This window comes from Rhizobium sp. RU20A (assembly GCF_900155885.1).
GTDB lineage: Bacteria > Pseudomonadota > Alphaproteobacteria > Rhizobiales > Rhizobiaceae > RU20A.
Map to the genome: position 1 here is coordinate 1053988 of NZ_FTMB01000001.1, position 19659 is coordinate 1073646.

Annotated in this window: 18 protein-coding genes and 1 pseudogene; 12 read left to right on the top strand and 7 right to left on the bottom strand. The window is 59.5% G+C overall.

Going from position 1 to position 19659, the window contains the following annotated elements; all coding sequences use genetic code 11:
• Window positions 1-11: 11 nt before the first annotated feature.
• The 6 genes from F3H41_RS05160 to F3H41_RS05185 all read right to left on the bottom strand — a co-directional run bounded on the left by F3H41_RS05160 (window position 12) and on the right by F3H41_RS05185 (window position 7412).
• The gene (locus tag F3H41_RS05160; protein ID WP_149737494.1) at window positions 12-962 is read right to left on the bottom strand and encodes an ABC transporter permease; all 951 of its coding nucleotides are present in this window, start codon (window positions 960-962) and stop codon (window positions 12-14) included.
• A 162-nt stretch (window positions 963-1124) separates the two neighbouring features.
• Window positions 1125-2789, bottom strand: a complete 1665-nt coding sequence (locus F3H41_RS05165) for a peptide ABC transporter substrate-binding protein (RefSeq protein ID WP_149737495.1) — start codon at window positions 2787-2789, stop codon at window positions 1125-1127.
• Between the two features lie 141 nt (window positions 2790-2930).
• A complete protein-coding gene (locus F3H41_RS05170; RefSeq protein WP_149737496.1) occupies window positions 2931-4262 on the bottom strand; it encodes an FAD-binding oxidoreductase in 1332 nt (443 codons plus the stop codon).
• Between the two features lies 1 nt (window position 4263).
• On the bottom strand, window positions 4264-4977 hold the full coding sequence (locus F3H41_RS05175) for an SDR family NAD(P)-dependent oxidoreductase (protein ID WP_149737497.1): 714 nt from the start codon (window positions 4975-4977) through the stop codon (window positions 4264-4266).
• Entirely contained in the window at window positions 4974-5471 is a 498-nt protein-coding gene (locus tag F3H41_RS05180) for a MarR family winged helix-turn-helix transcriptional regulator (RefSeq protein ID WP_149737499.1), read from the bottom strand. The genes F3H41_RS05175 and F3H41_RS05180 overlap by 4 nt, the downstream gene beginning before the upstream one ends.
• Window positions 5472-5771: 300 nt before the next feature.
• Window positions 5772-7412, bottom strand: a complete 1641-nt coding sequence (locus F3H41_RS05185) for an ABC transporter ATP-binding protein (RefSeq protein WP_149737501.1) — start codon at window positions 7410-7412, stop codon at window positions 5772-5774.
• Between the two features lie 228 nt (window positions 7413-7640).
• On the opposite strand from F3H41_RS05185, the gene F3H41_RS05190 reads away from it, so the two are divergent.
• A complete protein-coding gene (locus tag F3H41_RS05190) occupies window positions 7641-8153 on the top strand; it encodes a ferritin-like domain-containing protein (RefSeq protein WP_149737502.1) in 513 nt (170 codons plus the stop codon).
• Window positions 8154-8186: 33 nt separating this feature from the next.
• Window positions 8187-8762, top strand: a complete 576-nt coding sequence (locus tag F3H41_RS05195) for an isochorismatase family cysteine hydrolase (RefSeq protein ID WP_149737504.1) — start codon at window positions 8187-8189, stop codon at window positions 8760-8762.
• Window positions 8763-8766: 4 nt separating this feature from the next.
• On the opposite strand, the gene F3H41_RS05200 is transcribed toward F3H41_RS05195, so the two are convergent.
• Window positions 8767-9942 (bottom strand): zinc-dependent alcohol dehydrogenase, encoded by a 1176-nt coding sequence (locus F3H41_RS05200; protein WP_149737505.1) that lies wholly within the window; start codon window positions 9940-9942, stop codon window positions 8767-8769.
• Between the two features lie 363 nt (window positions 9943-10305).
• Between F3H41_RS05200 and F3H41_RS05205 the strand changes: the two genes are divergently transcribed.
• The 10 genes and pseudogenes from F3H41_RS05205 (at window position 10306) to F3H41_RS05240 (ending at window position 19596) form a co-directional block, all read left to right on the top strand.
• Window positions 10306-11067, top strand: a complete 762-nt coding sequence (locus tag F3H41_RS05205; protein ID WP_149737507.1) for a helix-turn-helix domain-containing protein — start codon at window positions 10306-10308, stop codon at window positions 11065-11067.
• Window positions 11064-11546 (top strand): MobC family plasmid mobilization relaxosome protein, encoded by a 483-nt coding sequence (locus F3H41_RS21415; protein WP_210246642.1) that lies wholly within the window; start codon window positions 11064-11066, stop codon window positions 11544-11546. Before F3H41_RS05205 ends, F3H41_RS21415 begins: the two co-directional genes overlap by 4 nt.
• Window positions 11547-11824: 278 nt before the next feature.
• Window positions 11825-12262 (top strand): annotated as a pseudogene (locus tag F3H41_RS21470) (relaxase/mobilization nuclease domain-containing protein); the annotation flags it as partial.
• Window positions 12263-12536: 274 nt separating this feature from the next.
• Window positions 12537-12791 carry a hypothetical protein gene (locus F3H41_RS21475; protein WP_244616144.1) on the top strand — a complete coding sequence of 85 codons (255 nt, stop codon included), beginning with the start codon at window positions 12537-12539 and terminating at the stop codon, window positions 12789-12791.
• A gap of 3 nt (window positions 12792-12794) precedes the next feature.
• Window positions 12795-13127: a hypothetical protein gene (locus F3H41_RS21480; protein ID WP_244616145.1), complete on the top strand. Its 333-nt coding sequence runs from the start codon at window positions 12795-12797 to the stop codon at window positions 13125-13127.
• A gap of 135 nt (window positions 13128-13262) precedes the next feature.
• On the top strand, window positions 13263-15044 hold the full coding sequence (locus F3H41_RS05220; RefSeq protein ID WP_244616078.1) for a type IV secretory system conjugative DNA transfer family protein: 1782 nt from the start codon (window positions 13263-13265) through the stop codon (window positions 15042-15044).
• A gap of 180 nt (window positions 15045-15224) precedes the next feature.
• Entirely contained in the window at window positions 15225-15458 is a 234-nt protein-coding gene (locus F3H41_RS05225) for a type II toxin-antitoxin system Y4mF family antitoxin (protein ID WP_149737513.1), read from the top strand.
• Between the two features lie 282 nt (window positions 15459-15740).
• Window positions 15741-16547: a DNA adenine methylase gene (locus F3H41_RS05230; protein ID WP_149737515.1), complete on the top strand. Its 807-nt coding sequence runs from the start codon at window positions 15741-15743 to the stop codon at window positions 16545-16547.
• A gap of 2 nt (window positions 16548-16549) precedes the next feature.
• A complete protein-coding gene (locus tag F3H41_RS05235; RefSeq protein ID WP_149737516.1) occupies window positions 16550-17743 on the top strand; it encodes a metallophosphoesterase in 1194 nt (397 codons plus the stop codon).
• Window positions 17743-19596 carry a hypothetical protein gene (locus tag F3H41_RS05240; RefSeq protein ID WP_149737517.1) on the top strand — a complete coding sequence of 618 codons (1854 nt, stop codon included), beginning with the start codon at window positions 17743-17745 and terminating at the stop codon, window positions 19594-19596. Before F3H41_RS05235 ends, F3H41_RS05240 begins: the two co-directional genes overlap by 1 nt.
• Window positions 19597-19659: the final 63 nt, after the last annotated feature.

Consider the following 19659-nt stretch of genomic DNA (forward strand, 5'->3'; position numbering starts at 1 on the left):
GGGGGCGCGTATCAGCCGAGGCGGATGCGCGGATCGACGAGCGCGACGAGGAGATCGGCGAGAAGACTGCCGGCGAGCACGAGAATGGCGGAGAACATCAGGAGGCCCATCACGACGGGATAATCGTGGTATCCGAGACTATCGAGGAAAAGCCGCCCCATGCCGGGCCAGGTGAACACGGTCTCGGTGACCAGCGCGCCGCCGAGGATCGTCGGCAGTTGCAGGCCGGCGAGCGTGATCATCGGCAGGAGCGCATTGCCCACCACATGCTTCATCAGCACCCGGCGCGGCGAGAGCCCCTTGGCGCGCGCCGTGCGCACGAAATCCTGGTTGATGACATCGAGCGTCGCCGTGCGCATGTAGCGGCTCCAGACGGCGATGTTGACGAGCGCCAGCACAAGGCTCGGCATGATGAGGTGAATCGCGTAGTCGTAGAAGGACTGGTCGCCGATCGTGTACATGTTGCCGGCCGGCAGCCATTTCAGCTTCAGGGCGAAGACGTAGATGGCGACGAGGCCGAACCAGAAGGTCGGGATTGAGAGCGCCACCATCGCGCCGACCGTGGCGGTGTAGTCGAAGAGCGAATAGCGCTTCGTCGCCCCCTTGATGCCGATCCAGGTGCCGACGAGGATCGAGATCAGCGTCGAGGAGCCCATGAGCAGGAGCGTGGCGAAGAGGTGGCCGGAGATGATCTCCAGCACCGGCCGCTGATCGCGATAGGAAACGCCCCAGTCACCCTGCAACAGCCGCCACGCCCAGTCGAGATACTGGATGGGAAGCGGCCGGTTCAGGCCCATCTGCTCGGCGATGCGGTCGAGCGCTTCCCGCGTCATGCCGGGCGTCAGCGCAAACTGCGACAGAGGACCGCCGGGCGCAAGGTTCAGCACGGCAAAGCCGATGATCGACACAAGCACCAGCAGCACGAGACTCTGCCAGAGACGGTTCAGAAGATAGGAAACCATGGGGCTTTCTCCGGGTCAGCCCGCGGATGACACCGGCGGGCATGCCTTGAGGATCGTCCGCAACGGCCGCCGACGCCCGGCTCCGGCAGGAGCGTGGGGCAAGGTTCGGCCGGTGCGGTGCGATGAGCCGGGCCTTCACGAAAAGGCCCGGCGAACGCTCGATCAGCTGACCTTCCAGCTGCCGACGTTCCAGGTGTCGATACGCGTGTTGATGTTGAACACGACATTCTCGACGCCCTGCCTGTGGCCGCGCACCGTGGCATACTGGAACAGCGGCAGGAAGGGCAGTTCGGCGCGCATGATCTCCTGGATCTTGAAATAGGCTGCCTTGCGCTCTTCCGGCACGAAGAGGCTACCACCCTTGGCGAGCAGCTCGTCCACTTCCTTGTTCTCGAACTGCCAGGTGTTCTGGCCCGAACCGCCCTTGGCGGGGCTGGAGGTGGAGCGGAAGAAGTCGGAGGTGTCGGGGTCCGGGCCGGTCAGGAAGTCGAGGCCGACGATGACGGTGTCGAACTTCGAGAGCATCCAGTAGTCGCCCCACATGACGGCGGGCGGCAGGTTGGAGATCGTCATGTCGATGCCGAGATCCTTGAACGACTGCTGCATGTACTGCTGCACCTGTTCGCGGATGTGGTTGCCGGCCGTGGTCGAGCAGGTGAAGGAAAGCTTCACGCCATCCTTGGCGCGGATTCCGTCATCGCCCGGCATCCAGCCCGCCTCGTCCAGCAAGGCCTTGGCCTTCTCCATCGAGTATTCATGCTTCGGCAGATCCGGATTGTAGTAGAAGGACTGCTGCGGCACGTAGCTTTCGGTTGGCGTCGGCAGGCCGTAATAGAGCGCGTCGATGATCGATTGCTTGTCGATGGCGTGGTAGAGCGCCTGCCGCACCTTGGGGTCCTTGAATTGCGGCCGCTCCATGTTGAGCGTGAAGGATTCCACCGTCGAACCCGGCACCACCGTGACAACCTTGCCTTCCAGCCCCTTCGCCTCGTCGTAATGGTCAGGCGTGATCCACTGCAGGCCCACCACGTCGATGTCGCCGGTCTTGAACTGCGTGTACATGACGTTGAGGTCGGGCACGTATTTGTAGATCAGCGTCTGGATATGCGGGCCGTCGCCGAAATAGTCGGCATTGGCTTCGAGCAGGATGTAGTCGCCGGCAACGCGCTCCTTCCACTTGAAGGGGCCGGTGCCGATGGGCGCATTGTTGTAGGGCGCCGTGTTGCGGTCGGCGGCCTCGCCCAGCGCATGTTTCGGCGTGATGAAGGTGGACGCGAGGATCGACGGATAGGGCGCGAAGGGCTTTTCCATCTTCCAGGTGATCTCGGTCGGCGACACCACCGTCAGCTCGCGCACATATTCGTGGCCGGTCTTGCGCCAGGAGCGGAAATTCGGATCGACCAGCAGTTCCAGCGTGAACTTGACGTCCTCGGCGGTGAACGGCGTGCCGTCATGCCACTTCACGTCGTCGCGCAGCTTCACCTTCCAGGTGAGGCCGTCGGCGGAGATGCCGCCATTTTCGACCGTCGGGACTTCGGCAGCGAGCGCGGCAACGAAGGCGCCCTTCTCGTCCACGTAGAACAGCGGATCGAAGATGCTGAAATGGATGCCCTCATCCACCTCGATATGCGGCATGTGCGGGTTGAAGACCGTCGGCTCCTGCGAGAAGCCGACGGTCAGCTGTCCCGTGGCATCCTTGGCCCCTTGCGCGAAGGCGCGCGTGAAGCCCGGAAGCCCGGTCATGACGACGCCGGAGGCGCCGAGCGCGAGAAGGCCGAGCGCCTGGCGGCGCGTGGTGTTCAGGAATGGCTTTTTGGTATCGGACATTTTTCAGTTCCCCTTTTATGCGATGGAGTGACATGTCATCTCAGTGTGTGCTTCCGCCTCTGCGGGCAGTTCAGCCTCCCGACGGCAGTCGCCAGCCGGCACGCGGTGCAACCGGCGGCGGACCGCCGGCAGCTCTGGTCGTCAGAAGCCGCTGATGAGTTCGATCTTCGACCCATCCGAAAAGCGGCTGAAACGGAAATCGCGGCGCTCCACGATCGGCGTACGCCCGAGAACGATGTCGGCCATCAGCCGCCCGGCTGCCGGGCCGATGCCGAAGCCATGGCCGGAAAAGCCGGTCGCGACGTGGAAGCCGGGGATCGCATCGATGGCGTCGATGACCGGCACGGCATCCGGCGTCACGTCGATCATGCCGCCCCAGCGCTGCGCGATCTCGGCCTTCTTGAAGACCGGGAAGGCGACCGAAAGACGCTTGAGGGCTGCGTCCGACATGGCCTTGGAGGGGATCGGGTCCAGCACGCGGTTGTATTCGAAGGGCGAGGCCTCATCGAGCGCCCAGCGGCGCGGAATGCGCGCCTCGTCGAAGAAGCGGCCGCCGAGCCGGAAGCGCAACGAGCGCCACTCATGCGAAAAGGCCGGCAGGAACTTCATGCCGTAGCGGAACGAGGCCGGCACGAGATCGACGATGTTCTGAGCCCCGTCGGCAATCGTATAGCCGCCGTCCTGGCGCTTGCGCAGCGCGAAGCCGCTCGCCCAGATCGCCTCGTCCGGCCCGCCTTCCAGCGGCTTGGTGCGCAACACCGAATTCAGCACCTTGAGCTGCGGCAGGTCGAGCCCGTTATTGCCCATGAAAAGGCTGGACCAGGCACCACCCGCCAGCACCACGGATTTGCAGGCGATTTCGCCGCGCTCCGTTACGACGCCGGAAACCTTGCCCCCCGCCATTTGCAGGCCGCGCACCGCGCATTCGGTGAGGATATGCGCGCCACGATCGCGCGCCGCTTCGGCAATGGCGGGTGCTGCGCGCTGTGGCTCGGCGCGGCAGTCGCCCGCCGTATAGAGAGCGCCTGCGATCTTCATCGTATTGCCGGGATATTTGGCGTTGAACTCCGCAGCGCTCAGCATGCGGCTTTCGATCTGGTATCCCTCCAGATTGCGGTTCCAGCGCTCATGTTCGTCGAATGCCTTTTCATCCGCGCAGGTGAAGACGATGCCGGAGCGCTTGAAACCGGTCTCACGCCCCGTGCGGCGGTTGAGGTCGGCCCAGATGCGCAGCGCCTCGGCCATCAGCGGCACTTCGCGCGGATCACGCCGGGAGATACGCACCCAGCCCCAGTTGCGGCTCGACTGTTCATGGCCGATGCCGCCCTTCTCGCACAGCGCGACGCGCAGGCCGCTGTCGGCAAGCTCCAGCGCCGTCGACGTTCCGATGATCCCGCCGCCGATGACGACGACATCCACCTCCTTCGGCAGCTCGGCATCGCCATGGACGGGAACGACATAAGGACCGGGCATCTCAGAAAAATTCCTCAAGCTGGCAATTGATGGCGAATTCGGCGACCGAGGCCGAATTGGGTAGGGCAAGCAGCATGGCGATGATGCGGGCGAGATCGTCCGGCTGCGTCATCATCTCGGGCGCGCGGCCGGAGAGCGTCGTGCCCATGTCGGTCGCCACGAAGCCGGGGCAGACGGCGGTGGCGCGGATGCCCTGGTCGAAACCGGCCTGGCGGATGGCATGCGCCAGCGCCACGGCGGCGAACTTGGAGAGAGAATAGCTGCCGGCACCGGCCGATTTCACCCGCTTGCCGGAGAGCGAGGCGAGAATGATCACCCTGCCCCTGCCCGTTGCGGCCAGCGCCTCCCAGGCGGCCTTTGCGAGGCGGCGCGGCGCCTTGAGGTTGACCGACATCATGGCGTCAATGTCGTCATCCTCGGCCTCGATCACCGTCTTCGGGATCATGATCCCGGCATTGGCGACGAGGGCATCGATACGGCCGAACCGGCCAAGCGCCTCGGAAACCCAGCGCGCTTCCGCCGTCACGTCGCCGGCCTCGTAGGCGACAAGCTGGACGCGGTCCTCATGGCCCTCGGCCCAGGCCGGCATCACCGGCTTGCGCATGCCGAGCGACACAGTCCAGCCCTGCCGCAAAAGCTCGGCGCCGACATGGTCGCCGATACCGCGGCTGGCTCCTGAAATCAGCGCCACGGCGCCTTCTGGAAAATCGCTCATGACAGCCCCACGATGCGGCGATAGGCGCGCCGCAGGATATCGATGACCAGCTTCTGCTCGTCCTCGGGAATGAAGGAGAAGAAATCGCGCGACTGCTGCGGCACGATCTCGCGGATCTTCACCGCCAGCGCCGAGCCGGCCTCGGTGATGTAGAGCTGCTGCGCCCGGCTGTCGTCCGGCGAAATCTCGCGGCGGATGAGCCCGTGATCCTCCATCTGGTCGATCAGCCGGCCCATGGCAGAGCGGTCGCGCATGATGAGGTGGGCGATCACGGAAGGACGAATGCCGGGATAGTCGTCGACCAGCAGCAGCGTGGTGATCTTGCCCGTGCCCTTGGCGACATCAAGCCCCTCCAGCCGCTCGTCCAGATCGCGTGACACGGCGAGGTTGAGGGTGCGGATGTAGAAGCTCAGCGTGTCCTCGAGCACATCGATGTTGATGTCCTTGGGGATCGTCGGTGGCTTGGCCAGGGGTTTTGCAGGCGGTTTCGTCATGGAGTTTCCGTTCGACTGGACGAAGCTCTCCCCGCCGCAGCCAGCGCTTCGCCGGCCGCAGCTTCGGGCTTCCGTCGCTGTCGTATGTCAATGTCGTGACGACATGAAAGGCCAGATAGTGGACCTTTGCAACTATTTTTTTCCGAAGAATGAATTATTTTCTTTTAAAATCAATGAATTGAGCCAGAAACGCCAGCATCGCCGGCCCCTCTTGGGGTCGACGAAAAATAGGGCTCCGACGAGCCGGACGGGTGCGGACAGGCCGTTTCCGAGCCGCCCGCAACCCGGCCTTTCGCGTGATCAGACCGCCGTGGCGGCCGGTTCCCAATCCGCCCCGGGGATCGCCGAGACGAGCTTGCGGGTATAATCGTGGCGTGGATCGCGGAAGATCTGCGCCGGCGGTCCCTGTTCGACCACCACGCCGCGATGCATGACGATGACGTCGTCGCAGATCTGGCTGGCAACACGCAGGTCGTGCGTGATGAAGATCATCGCGACCTTCATCTCCGCCTGCACGCGGGCCAGAAGTTCGAGGATCTGCGCCTGGATCGACACGTCGAGCGCCGACACTGCCTCGTCCGCCACCAGCACCACCGGATCGAACATCAGTGCACGGGCAATGCCGATGCGCTGGCGCTGGCCGCCGGAAAACTCGTGCGGGAAGCGGTCGAAGGCCTGCTCGTCAAGCCCGACCAGCGCCAGCAGCCGGAACGCCTTGGCCCGCGCTTCCGCCACCGCCACGCCATGCGCCACCGGCCCGACCGTCAGGATCTTCCCGATGGTATGGCGCGGATTGAGCGAGGCGAAGGGATCCTGGAAGATCATCTGCATATAGGGCCGAAGCGCGCGGAAACTGGCCTCGTCCATCGGCGCGATGTCGCGTCCGTCAAAACGGATCGCTCCGCCATCCGGCTCCAAAAGCTTCAGCAGCACGCGTCCGAGAGAGGATTTGCCCGAGCCGCTTTCGCCCACGACGCCGAGCGTCTGGCCCTTGCGCAGCGTGAAACTGACCCCATTGACCGCCTTGACGACCCGCGCCTTGCGGAAGAACGAACCGGCGCTGCGGTACTCCTTTTCGAGGTTTTCCACCTCCAGCACCACGGGCGGCGCCTCGCGGATCTCGGCCGGGCGGGCGCGCATGCGCGGCACGGCGGCCACGAGGCGCTGCGTGTAGGGATGGGCGGGATGGACGAGCACCTGATCGGCCCGGCCTTGCTCCACCAGATGCCCCTTTTCCATCACCACCACCCGGTCGGCGATCTCGGCGACCACGCCGAAATCATGGGTGATGAACATGACGCTCATACCCTTGCGCTTCTGGATCTTGCGGATGAGATCGAGGATCTGCGCCTGCGTCGTCACGTCGAGCGCCGTGGTCGGTTCGTCGGCGATCAGCACGTCCGGATCGAGCGCCAGCGCCATGGCGATCATCACGCGCTGCCGCTGCCCGCCGGAGAGCCGGAACGGATATTGCAGCCGCATCAGCGCCGGATCGGGCAGCCCCACCTCTTCGAGAAGCGACAGAACCTTGGCCTTGCGGCTCTCCGCCGTGCCAAAGCCATGCGCCTCCAGCACCTCCGAGATCTGGTCGCCGACCGTCATCAGCGGATTGAGCGCCGACAGCGGATCCTGGAAGATGATCGACACCGCCCGGCCGCGCAGCGGACGGATGGTTTCCTCGCGGGCGGCGAGAATATCCATGCCCTTGAAATGGATCTCGCCGGCGCTGACGGTGATGACGGGCGATAGAAGACCCATGATCGTATTGGCGGTCACGGATTTTCCGGAACCCGATTCCCCGATGATGCAGAGGATCTCGCCCGCGTGAAGATCGAAGGAAATGTCCTTGACCGCATGGGTGCGCTCCATTCCCGGCGGCAGATCCACCGTCAGATTGCGAACGGACAGCACCACGTCGGCCGACGTGGAGGTTTGCGACATAAGTTCCCCTTGTTTTTGTAACTTTGTTCGCCTGCGGTCATTGTGCGCCGCAGCGAAGATAGTGGATCATGTCCACTATTTTGTCCAGCGCCGGAAAGGCGGAAAGGCGAGATAATGCGCACCGTCAACCCGCACCCCCGCCCCGCGCATGGTCACCGACGGATGCTGTTAAGGGGAACACCTGCGCGTCGCGCCTGTTTGGACAGTATCCACGAAAGGGAGAACACCATGTCCGATCACGACATCCGCAGCATCTTCGTCACCGGCCTTCGCAATGCGCATGCGATGGAAAATCAGGCGCTGTCGATCATGAAGCCGCAGCTTCTGCGCGTCGAAAACTATCCCGACGTGCTTGACAGGTTGGAAGCCCACAAGCGCGAAACCGAAAACCAGATCACCCGGCTCGAAACCGTCCTGTCCCAGTTGAACGAGAGCCATTCGGCGCTGAAAGATGTCGCGCTCTCCTTCACGGGCTCGATGGCCGCGATGGGCCACACCATGGCCGGCGACGAGATCCTCAAGAACAGCTTCGCCAATTTCGCCTTCGAGAATTTCGAGATCGCCGCCTACAAATCCCTCCTGACCGTCGCCGACCTCGGCGGCTTCACCTTTGCCGTCCAGCCGCTGACGGCCAATCTCGCCGAAGAACAGGCTATGGCGGCCTGGATCGACGACCACGTCGCCGAGATCACCACCCGCTTTGCCACCCGCAAGCAAGCCGGCCAGACCGCCAAGGTCTGACCGCGCCGGGCCAGGAGCGGGAGGACGGGCGGCATGGACGGGAACTGGTCCCATATCTGCGTCGATATGCAGCGCATGTTCGCCGAGGACACCCCCTGGCACGTGGGCTGGATGGACACCATTTTGCCTGCCATGAGCGAGGTTGCGCGCCGTCATGCGGCGCGCACCATCTTTACCCGCTTCGTGCCGCCGCAGCATGCCGACGCGGCACCCGGCATGTGGAAGCCCTATTATGAAAAATGGTGGATGATGACGGGCGAGCACCTGCCGCCCGAGATGCTCGACCTCATCGCCCCGCTTGCCCGCACCCTGCCGCCGGCGACCACCTTGGACAAGCACACCTATTCGCCTTGGATGGACGGCCGCCTTCACGCTGCCCTTGCCGGCCGCAACATCCGCCGGCTCGTCATCACCGGCGGTGAAACGGACGTCTGCGTGCTGGCGACCGTGCTGGGTGCGGTGGACCTTGGCTACGACGTCACCCTTTTGGATGACGCCGTCTGCAGCGGCACGGACGCGACGCATGACGCCGCGCTTGGCCTCCTCAAGACCCGCTATTCCAGCCAGTTGCGCGCCATGAGCACCGAAGCCTTTCTCTCGCTCTCCTGAAACCTCACGGCTTCAGCACCACCTTGATGCAGCCTTCCTTCTTGTCCCGGAACGTCTTGTAGAGTTCCGGCCCGTCCTCGAGCCCGGCCCGGTGGGTGATGACGAAGGACGGGTCGATCTCCCCCTTCTGGATGCGCTCCATGAGGACCGGCAGATAGGCCTGCACCGGCGTCTGCGCCATGCGGAAGGTGAGGCCCCGGTTGATCGCCGAGCCCATCGGGATCTTGTCGAGGAAGCCGCCATAGACGCCGACGATCGAGACCGTTCCGAAGTTGCGGCAGCAATGAATCGCCTGGCGCAGCACATGCGGCCGGTCCGTTCCCATGAAGGTCGCGACCTTGATGCGGTCGATGCGCGAATCCCAACTCGCGGATGGATCGGCTTCCGTTCCCACCGCATCGATGCAGGCATCCGCACCGCGCCCCTTGGTCAGCTCCATGATCCGCTCGTAAATATCCTCCTCGCGATAATCGAGCGTGATCGCCCCCGTCGCCCCGGCCAGCACCAGCCGCTCCGGCACGCTGTCGATGGCGATCACCCGCTCCGCGCCGAGCAGGAAGGCCGAGCGGATCGCCATCTGTCCCACGGGACCGCAGCCCCAGATGGCGATCGTATCGCCCTGCTGGATGTTGCAGAAATCCGCCGCCATGTAGCCGGTCGGAAAAATGTCCGAGAGGAACAGCACCTGCTCGTCCGTCAGCCCGTCCGGCACCTTGATCGGCCCGAAATCGGCATAGGGCACCCGCAGATATTCCGCCTGCCCGCCGCTGTAGCCGCCCAGCAGATGGGTATAGCCGAACAGCCCCGCCGGCGAATTGCCCCACATCTTCGTCGCCTTCTGTCGCGAGCGTTCCGGATTGCTGCGCTCGCAGGCCGAGAAGAAGCCGCGCTGGCAGAAGAAGCACTGGCCGCAGGCGATGGTGAAGGGAATGACGACGCGATCGCCGACCTTCAGCTTGGAATTGTCCCGCCCGACCTCGACGACCTCCCCCATCGTCTCGTGCCCCATGATGTCGCCACCATGCATATCGGGCATGATGCCGTCATAGATGTGCAGGTCCGACCCGCAGATCGCACAGGCCGTCACCTTGATGATCGCATCCCGCCCATCCTCGATGACAGGATCCGGCACGCTCTCGCACCGGATGTCGTGCTTCCCATGCCACGTCAAAGCCTTCATCACCACTCTCCATCAGATCACGCCACCGGCGCGGAAGCGCGCCAGGCGGGGATGGTGTCTGACCGATGAGGACGGGGATTGTTCCGGAACGTTATGCGAAAGCGATTTGCACAGGGGCCACGCAAGAGGAACGTCTCAACCAAGGCGTATAAAACCAACGCAAACGTCGGGAAATGAATGAGATTGGTTTACTTTGGTGGGCCCGGAGGGCCTGCCGAATTCCAAGAAAATCAGCAGCTTAACCCTGTGTGGGACGAAGACCCCATTTTATAAAAATCAATGGCTTAGTAAAGCCGCCGTCCCACTTTTTCCGGCCGTTTCCGCCCCTTCTTTCCCGGTTGCATTGCGGCCAGGGAGGCGCGCATGAGCGGGGTGCGGCCATTTCGGGACGTGAAGCTGCAATGGCTTCAACAGTTGAGCTGCGACAAGGATTTGAGCGACAGCGCGCGATCCGTGGCGCTCTATATCATCACCACGCATTTGAACGGCCACACCGAGAAGGCGTGGCCATCCTATCAAACGATTGCCGACGCGACCGGCAAGAGCGTCAAGACCATTCAGCGCGCCGTCCGTGAACTTGAGGTCAAAGGATGGTTCGAGGTCCAGCGCGGAAATGGCGTCGGGCACAACACAGAATATCGTCCCTCAGCGGCATCGATTTTACGCGCATCGGACGCCCGCGAAAAGACGGACAAAGTTGTCACCCTTTACCCTGACAAAGGCGGTCAAAATCGTCCGGAAAGGCGGTCAGATCTGTCCAGCGAAGGGGGACAAATATGTCCACCAAACCCAGAGAAAGAAAAAATAAAAAAACCTAACCCGCGCGAGGACGCCCCGCCGCGCGTCGAAACGCGGCGAGCCGTCCCGCTCGTTTTCGTGGCCGAGACCAAGGCGGATCAGGTCGAGCAGTGGCGCTCCTGGTTGCGACGTCACGGCTTTCCTTCGATCGACGCCTTGGGCCTTCGAACGGTGAAAACCAAGAAGCCGGGTTATGCCTTGCCGGGCTACTGGCCACCTGATGACGCAAGCCCCAGCGCCCTCGATTGGATTGCATTCTTCAGCCACCGCCGTGACCACATCGCCGATGAACCCGCGAGGCAAACCGATCTTCGGAGGGCGTCATGACGGCTGGCGATTTGAAGGGAGCAAGGCGACCCCTGTCATACGGCGAGCCTTCTGACAGGGAGCCTTGTGAGGGGAGGCAGGCCTCCCCTTCAAACCCCACCAAGAGCACGCGGCGATCGCCCAAAGGCGAACTCAATGCCGTCGTGGTTTTCCGCTGCACCGCATCGGAAAAGCAGACGCTGACCGCTCGCGCAGCAAGGGCCGGTCTGCCCTTCGCCACGCTGATGCGGGAAGCGCTTGGCTTGACCGAGGCGCGCCGCCGCCGTCCGGTTCCCAAGGTGGACCCGGAGTTGGTGCGCGCCGTCGCCCGGATCGGTGGCAACCTCAACCAGATCGCTCGTTGGCTGAACACGGCCCAGGTTCAGGGCCAGGTGTCCGCTATCGACGCAATCACGGTTGCCGCGCGCCTGGTCGCGATCGAGCGGGCGCTTTCGGAAACGCTTGAGAAGTTCACGGCCAAGGATGGCGCGCCGTGCTGATCAAGTTTTTCCGAAACGGCCAGGGCGGCGGATCGGGACCGGTTGACTATCTGGTTGAGCGCGACGTCGTCGCTTACGACCAGAACCGCAACGCGATCCGCGACGAGCGCGGCGAGATCATGCTGTTTGCCCGCGAGCCTCTGCCGGAAGTGCTGCGCGGCGATGCAGACCGCATGCGCGCGCTGATCGACGCCTGCCCGCACCAGTGGACCTATCGCGCCGGCGTCATCGCCTTCACGGCGGAGGACGCGCCGAACCCTGCCCAGCAACGACAGGTCATGGACGCTTTCGAGAGCCTTGCCTTTGCCGGCCTCGAAGCCGACCAGCGCGATATGCTTTGGGTGCGCCACACCCATGAGGGCCGCGTCGAGCTGCATTTCGTGACGCCGCGCATGGAGCTTGTCAGCGGGCGCAGCCTTAATATCGCGCCACCCGGCTACCAGAAGCACTACGACGCCCTGCGCGATGTTCTGAATAAGGAACACGGTTGGAATGACCCAATGGCGCCGGAGCGCGCTCGCGAGACCGTCAGCCTCATCGAAAGCGTCAGGCGCGGTGATGCCCGCGAGCTGATCCATGACTGGATAGTCCTGCGCATCGAGACCGGCGAAATCCTTGACCGCCCGAGCATGACCGAGGCTTTGACGGCGGCAGGTTTCGACCTGCCGCGCGCCGGCAAAAATTACATCACCGTGCGCGATCCGGAGACGGACGAGCGCTGGCGTCTGAAAGGAGAGCTGTTCCGTGAAGACTGGACCCGAGAGAATACCATTGAGCGAGCGCTTGAAAGATCGGCTGGCGAGCCCAGCCGCTCCGGAGGCCGGCTCGACGCCATCGCCCTCGACGATCTTCGAGACCGACTGGAGCGAAGCCTTGAAGCGCGCGCAAGCTACAATCGAGACCGATATCCGCAGCTTCACGGACGCGAATCGCCGGCACTTGAGCGAGGCGCTGGCAATGACCGAGGCGGACGTGAACCGGCTTCGCTCGATGGTGCAGCCGTTCTTGCTGACCATGGGCGCGGTGGCCTTGCTGATCATCCTGCTGAGTTTCACCGCGAGCTGGTTTTGGGCGGGTCTGATGATCGACCGCGCCCAGAGCGCAAGCCTCTTGCAGATGGGCTTGCAGATCAACCAGACCAACAGCGGCAAAGTCCTGACATGGGACGTCAACCGTCTTCAGCTGATCACCTGTCAGGCAGGGACCGGCAAAACCCCATGCCTGAAGATCGTCCAGGGAGATTGACCGATGACCGGAACGACCAGACCACCGATGACCGAGAGCCTGTCGCCGCTGGAGCGCGAATTGCTGGGTTACGTCGAGACGTTGATGAACACCTTGCAGAGCGGAACCGCGCAGTTCGAGGCGCTGGAGAAACGCTCGACCGACATGATCGAAAACCGGCAAGCGGCTTTGGAAGGATCGCTGAAATCGCTCATCGCGTCACAGGCTACCTTCATGAACGCCTGGCTCGCCTCCGGCAATCCTTCCAACGGCACGGCCTCGACCGAACTGACGGAAGCGTTCGCCCTGCTGGAGCAAGCCGAAGCGATCCTGGAGACGGTCGCGCCGCCGACGTGAGAGGCCGACCGACCGCGCCCGGTCGCGGCCGCGTTTGATTTTCATTCCCGTCTGGAGATTTTATCCATGAATTTGATCATTCAGCCTTACCGCTTTGCTCTTTCCATCGCCGTTGTGGCAGGGGGTTTCCTGCTGATGGAAACCGCACCGTTGTTCTGGCCACCCATTTACCAGAACGCGCGCGCCGCGATCCTGGTCATGTTTTGCGGGTTTGCGCTGCTGACCTTGGCGGGAGACACCCAGGGCCGCATCCGCAGCGCGTCGGGCTTAGCTGTGGGGGCTGCCCTCCTTGCCGCGTCTGCTCTCGCCCTTACCGACCCCACTATTGCGGCAGGCGTCCTGCTCGACAGCTTCAAGGCTTGGCGCAACGCCGGCTATTCCGGAATCGAGAGCATCCGGGGCATGGCATCGACATGGGATCGCTTTACCGAAGGCCAAAAGCTGGGTCTGCAAACCAGCCTTGCAATTGGCCTGCCTGTACCGCTTTTCTTCATCTTGCGAGCGATCTCGATAGCCGCCCCGGCATCGTCCAGCCGGATTTCCAAACGAGGACCATGGCGCGCCCGGTGGATGAACCGGAGCGAGCTGCGCCAGCTCCGGCACAACGACGCGGGCTTGCCGCTCGGTCTCTCCGGCGGCGCAATGCTGCGCTATCGCCCCAACCCGAAAACCGGATGGCGTGCCGGCCACCATGTAGCCATTGCCGGCACGCGCGCCGGGAAAGGCGTGTCCGTCGTCATTCCAGCCATCATCGACCATGACGGGCCGGTCGCCGTTCTCGACATCAAGGGCGAGAACTTCGCCGTCACACGCCGCTATCGCCAATCGCTCGGGCGCCAGGTCGTGGTTCTCAATCCCTTCGGCGTCATCGAGCCATCGAAGGATCGTTTCAACCCACTCGACTACATCCGGCAAGCGCACCTCGTCCGAGACATCGAGGTCATTGCCGAAGGCCTTGTTCGACCGGAAAGCGGAAACGGCGCGCACTTCGCCGAAATGGCGAAATCCATGATTGCCGCTGTGATCGAGGTCGTCATGACCAAGCGCGCCGAGGCCGATCGCAACCTCATCACCGTCATGGACCTGCTGCTTTCGGCCGGCTTTGAAAAGACGCTGGCAGATTGGGCCGGTGCCCCAGAGACATTCGGTACCCGCCCAGCCGCCGCCGCTGCCACCTTCCTTGCTGCCGGGGAAAACGAGCGCGGCGCAATCAAGACGACGATCAAGAAGGCCTTCGATTGGGCACGTTCCGATGAACTGCGCAGTTTCCTCAGCGCCTCCACATGCTCGCTCGAAAATCTGTTCGAGGGCCGCGCCGACCTCTTCATGGTCGTACCGCTCGACCAGGTCGACGCCCAGGCCGTCTTTCTCCGGCTGCTGACGAACATAATTCTCGGCATGGCCGTGCGCCTTGAAGGCGCGAACAAGCCGAAAAGGAACGTGCTGCTGGTCTTGGACGAGTTTGTTCGCCTCGGTCGCATGGAAAAGCTGATCAACATCGCCAACGTCGCCGCCGGCTGCGGCATCGAGGCGCTGTTCATCACCCAGGACAAGGGCCAGATCGAAAGCGTCTACGGCAAAGGCGACACCGCCAGCATTCTCGGCTCCTGCGTCACCACCCGCATTTTCGGCCTCGGCCGGGGTGAATTCGAAACCGCCAGTTGGGCCGCGAACGCGCTTGGCGATCAGACGGTGCTCACCCGCACCAAGCAATCGTCCGCGACGTTCGGCGAAAGCCGCAAGACCTCAACCGCCGAGCAGAGACAGAAACTGATGACGGCCGATCAGATCCTGGAGATGAAGACAGGTAAGATGCTGCTGCTGGCGGGCTCGAAGCCGCCAGCACTCATTGACGCGATCGTGTCGCACCGGCATCCAGCATATCGGGGGAAGCTGGACCGGAATCCGATGGTGTGATTAATCTGCTAGGCTATTTAATCGGCCAGGAATTGCTATCACTTCCAATCAGCGGGTCGTTCACTTCCAACATGTCGATGTCGGCGGCATCGCATGGGCTCGGTCTGATTTTCCCGATCGGGAAATTTTTCTCGACAAGGTGGCCGATGTGCTGCTATTTTCCCGATCGGGAAAATGACTATGGCAACACGAATAAGAACTCCAACCGATATCGGCGCCTTGGTTCGGACTACACGCAAGGAGCAAAACTTGCGGCAGGACGAACTTGCCGGCGTTTCCGGCGTCGGGCATCGGTTTATTGTCGATCTCGAGGCAGGCAAGCCCACGGCTCAAATAGGAAAAGTATTGCAGGTTCTCCAAACACTCGGCTGTTCCATCGACATTCTAGCTCCTGGCGAGCGCAGACAAAGATGATAACGACCCTTGTTTATACAATGGAAACAGCGATACCCACGCACAGGATGGTTCGTTCATTATGCGATCGAATATGGTGATGCAGACTAAACAAAATTCACGGAACAGTATCTATTCAGATACCCTATCAAGCCGGACAATAAAATGCCGATTCGGTCGATCCGCTTAGGAACGCTGCTTAAGAGAGCAGCTACTAAGCATGCTATCTATCATTTCGTGAGCTAAATCACACAATATAACTGCCAACAAAATTCAACGCGTAACCGCTTATAAAAGTTTGAGATGCACCAGGAAAAGATAAAGCCGTTAAGATGGGCGGGCAGCAAATCAAATGTTGCCCAGCAGATTACTGGCTTTTTGGATTTTTCGAGGCAGTATGTTGAACCATTTTGCGGCTCAGCTGCATTTTTCTTCGACAAAAAGCCGAAAAAAGCCGTTCTCAATGATCTGAATCATCCGTTGATATGCTGCTACGAAGATCTTCGTAAAAACCCCATTCGTCTTTGGGAGATCTACAACGAAATCGAGATAGATCCGCAGTCATATTACAATGTTCGAGAAATGTTTAACGACATTCCTCCTTCTGTGGAGAGGTCTGCATACTTCTTGTATCTAAATCATTATTGCTTCAATGGAATATACCGAACAAATTTAAAGGGCCGATTTAACACGCCGTTTGGCGCAAGCAATAAGGCAAAAGCAAAGCTTTCTCTAAGTGATGTTGTGGAATTCTCCAATGTTCTGGAGTCGTGCGAGTTTTATAATTTGGACTTTGAACAGTTTTTGTCCGAAATAAATCCAGAGGGCGCCTGCATATACATGGATCCACCCTATTTTACGAGCGAGGCGAGGGTTTTTGGCGAGTACGGTGAAAAAATATTTGGAATTAGAGATCTTATAAGGCTTAGAGATGCTGCAGATAGATTATCGAAGAATAACATTGTCGCTGTTTCTTACAGGGATTGCGGCGAATTTAGAGAGCTGTTCGGACATATGCATATTTCCGAAATTACCGTGACGAGGAACGTCGGCGGATTTTCTGGGCGACGAAAAAGAGAAGTGGAATTGCTGGCGCGTGCGGGGGAGTGATTATGCGCTTCATAATTGTTAGCGACATCCACTGTATGTCCAAGGAATTAAAAGACGTGCAGGGGGGCTATGCAGGTTCCCAAGGTAGTTCCTTCTTCATCGAAGAACGCGTCCCATCTCGCAATCCAATTATGGCTATCGAGCAGGCGGTCTCGGATTTTGATGGCAGCATTGACGCGATATTGTGCCTTGGAGACATGGCGCACCAGTCCAAGCGACTACCTATGCTTCAAGCATGGACGGATTTGCACGAACTGGGCCGAAAGCTGAATGTTCCTGATATAGTTGGAATAACCGGAAATCATGATCTGCTTTCCCGCGTGGATTCGATAGAGGATGCCGAAAACCGAACGGACTTTCTGAAGAATATTAGCCCCAGATTTCCGAATAAGGACGAAGCGTTCAGCGCGTCTTATTTTCAAAACGGCGTGGCCTCGAAAGAATTCGAACGATGCCTGCTTATTGCTGTAGACACGTGCCGATGGCACGGGCTTGGAAAAGACGACAAGACTTCAGAAAAAATATGGAACGTCGGTCACGTCAGTGACACGATGAGGCAAGAGATATTGGCGCAAATACGCGCTTCAGCCTTGAGCCATGTGGTGATCATTATGCATCACCATCCAATCAAGGTCGATGACATATTGGATACAGAGGAAGATCAAATGTCCTCTGGGGCGCAATTGCTGGCCGACATTGGAGATACAGACAAAAACTGTATTGTTATTCATGGACACAAACATCAAGTTAATATTAAAAGGCACTCAAAAGGGTTGAGGCCTCCTATAATATTTTCGTCTGCTACTTTTGCAGCTCGTCCTTATCCAAGTCAAACGACCGGGTTTTACAACCAGTTCCACATATTGGAATTTGATACCAATAAAAGCTTGTTCCCTTCAGGCGCGATATACTCTTGGAATTGGGCTGCGTCCGCGTGGATAAAGAGCAAGCTGGATACCATGCCCTTTCGTCAGGCGTTTGGCCCGGAAATTTTATTAGAGAAGCTTGCCGCTGAACTGGCAGGTATCCCTTTAACATCCAAGGTTGCTCGACAGGAGCTGTTCGCCGGTTGTCCGGATCTCGAATTTCTGCCGATGAGTCAATTTGATGACTTGAACGAAATTCTTATGAAAAAATACAAACGCATGCTTGTGGCTCACCAGTCCACAATCCAAGCGATGATTGAGGCAAGCTGATGGTTGTTGTCACCCAATTCAACGCCCGCAATTCATCACCAAGCCAGATTGCGGCCACTTTCGTGATGCCAGAATATTTCGAGGAGGTGGCGGCCTATCAAAATACGGTTTTGATCGGGCCCCGTGGCATCGGTAAAACCACTCTTCTAAAGACGCTTACCGCTCAGGGACTGGTAACTCTACATCAAAGAAAAGATGTCGCAGAAAGGCTGAAGAAAATTGATTTCAACTATACGCCAATCTACATACCAGCAGAATCAATCTGGAAGGGCACGTCTCACGTCATTAACGAGGAGATTGGAGACGAGAGCGATCGCGATCTGATCTCTAGCGGCCTGTTCTGCGATCATTGCCTTTATCACGTCGTTTCATCAATCGACGAAAATCGCGACCTTAAAAGAAGTCTGAAAGACGGGGTTGGCTACCCATGGTTGGCAGACTTCGACGACTCTATGGAGCGCAAAATAGCTACGGCCTGTGCTGAAATTTGGCAGCTTCCTGGCAGGCCGAGTTCGCTCTTAGGGCTCAAACTTGATTTGCTTAAGCGGGTGAATCAGTTTCGAGCCGCGATATCTTCTAAGGACACTTTGGACGAGGTTCGCAAAGGGGGGCGTCTGGATTTCCTCGTCATGCTGAGGGCATTTCTCGACATAACTGATAAGTTCGCCGGCTTAAAGCGCTGGACAATCAGCTTTGATGAAATGGAGATCGCCCCAAAGCGAGTTCTCGCAGATCTCTATGAAAGCCTTCGCTCTTTCGACCAGCGGACAGCTATCAAGCTTTCTCTTTTTCCGTATGTAGATTTTATCGATCAACATTCCGCTGATCAGTCTGGTATGGCCAGCCCAAATCCGGCACAAGATTTTCACACTGTGGTGCTGTCCAGCAAATTTTCTAACCCCGATTATTCGTTTGCCCGTAGCATAGTCCGATCGGAATGCGAGGTTCGCAACATCGCCTTTGGCGAATTTATTGCCTATTTGAATAGCTCAAACGCCATACTTCACGGGACAAGGCGCTTTTCTGACGACGGCTTCGTGAGGCAGCCGAAAGCCATCTACCAACACGTTGTGCATAGAGCAGGCGACCAATCCTTTAAGGCTTATATGGAGAGCAAGGGCGTCCACAACGGAGACGATCTAGAAAATGTCACGGGGGAGGCTTTCAGAGCGCAGACCATTCGGAAAATTTTTCCAATCGCTGAGCTCAGGGCTTATTATTTATCAAAGACAAAGTCGAGCGCGAGGGGGGAGAGTGTTCGTAGATCATCCGTAAAGGGCTTCGGATACTATCATGGCTTCGACCAGATCATCTCTCTTACAGAGGGAAACCCTAGAGCTATCAAGTACTATCTCAACGAATTGCTTCAGGATATGCGCTCGGGGATAGACTCGCGTGTAGCGCAAAATAAAGCGATTTCGCAGAATGTTGACCGTTTCCGCGCTCTTGTTGCCTCCCAATCTGCCGACACGGCAAACGCAAATGGAACAGCTCTATCCACCCTCCAGCTTATCGATCTTCTAGGGTATTCTCTTGCCAACTCACTGTACGGCAATGATTTTCCTGCTGAGCCAGCGCTTAGTTACAAGATTAAAAATCTGAATGTGAGCATGCGCAGAGCAATGATCTCCGCTATAAATTCGGGGGCCATCATAGTTGAGGAGCAGGCGAGCGGAAAAAATCTACTTTTTGACCTAGAAGGATGTCGGTTGCGAATATCGCATCGGCTAGCGCCTTTTTATAAACTTCCGACAATCACCGGTCAGGAACGGATTTTGTCAGAGCCTCCACAGAAGAGCGCAAAATTTGATGATCAACCCGATCTGTTGAATTGGGGTGGCGTAAATGATTAGTTTGAAGTTGCTACAGCCATCAAGTGTGGCGGCAGATATATATATCGGCTGCGTTGGATACGA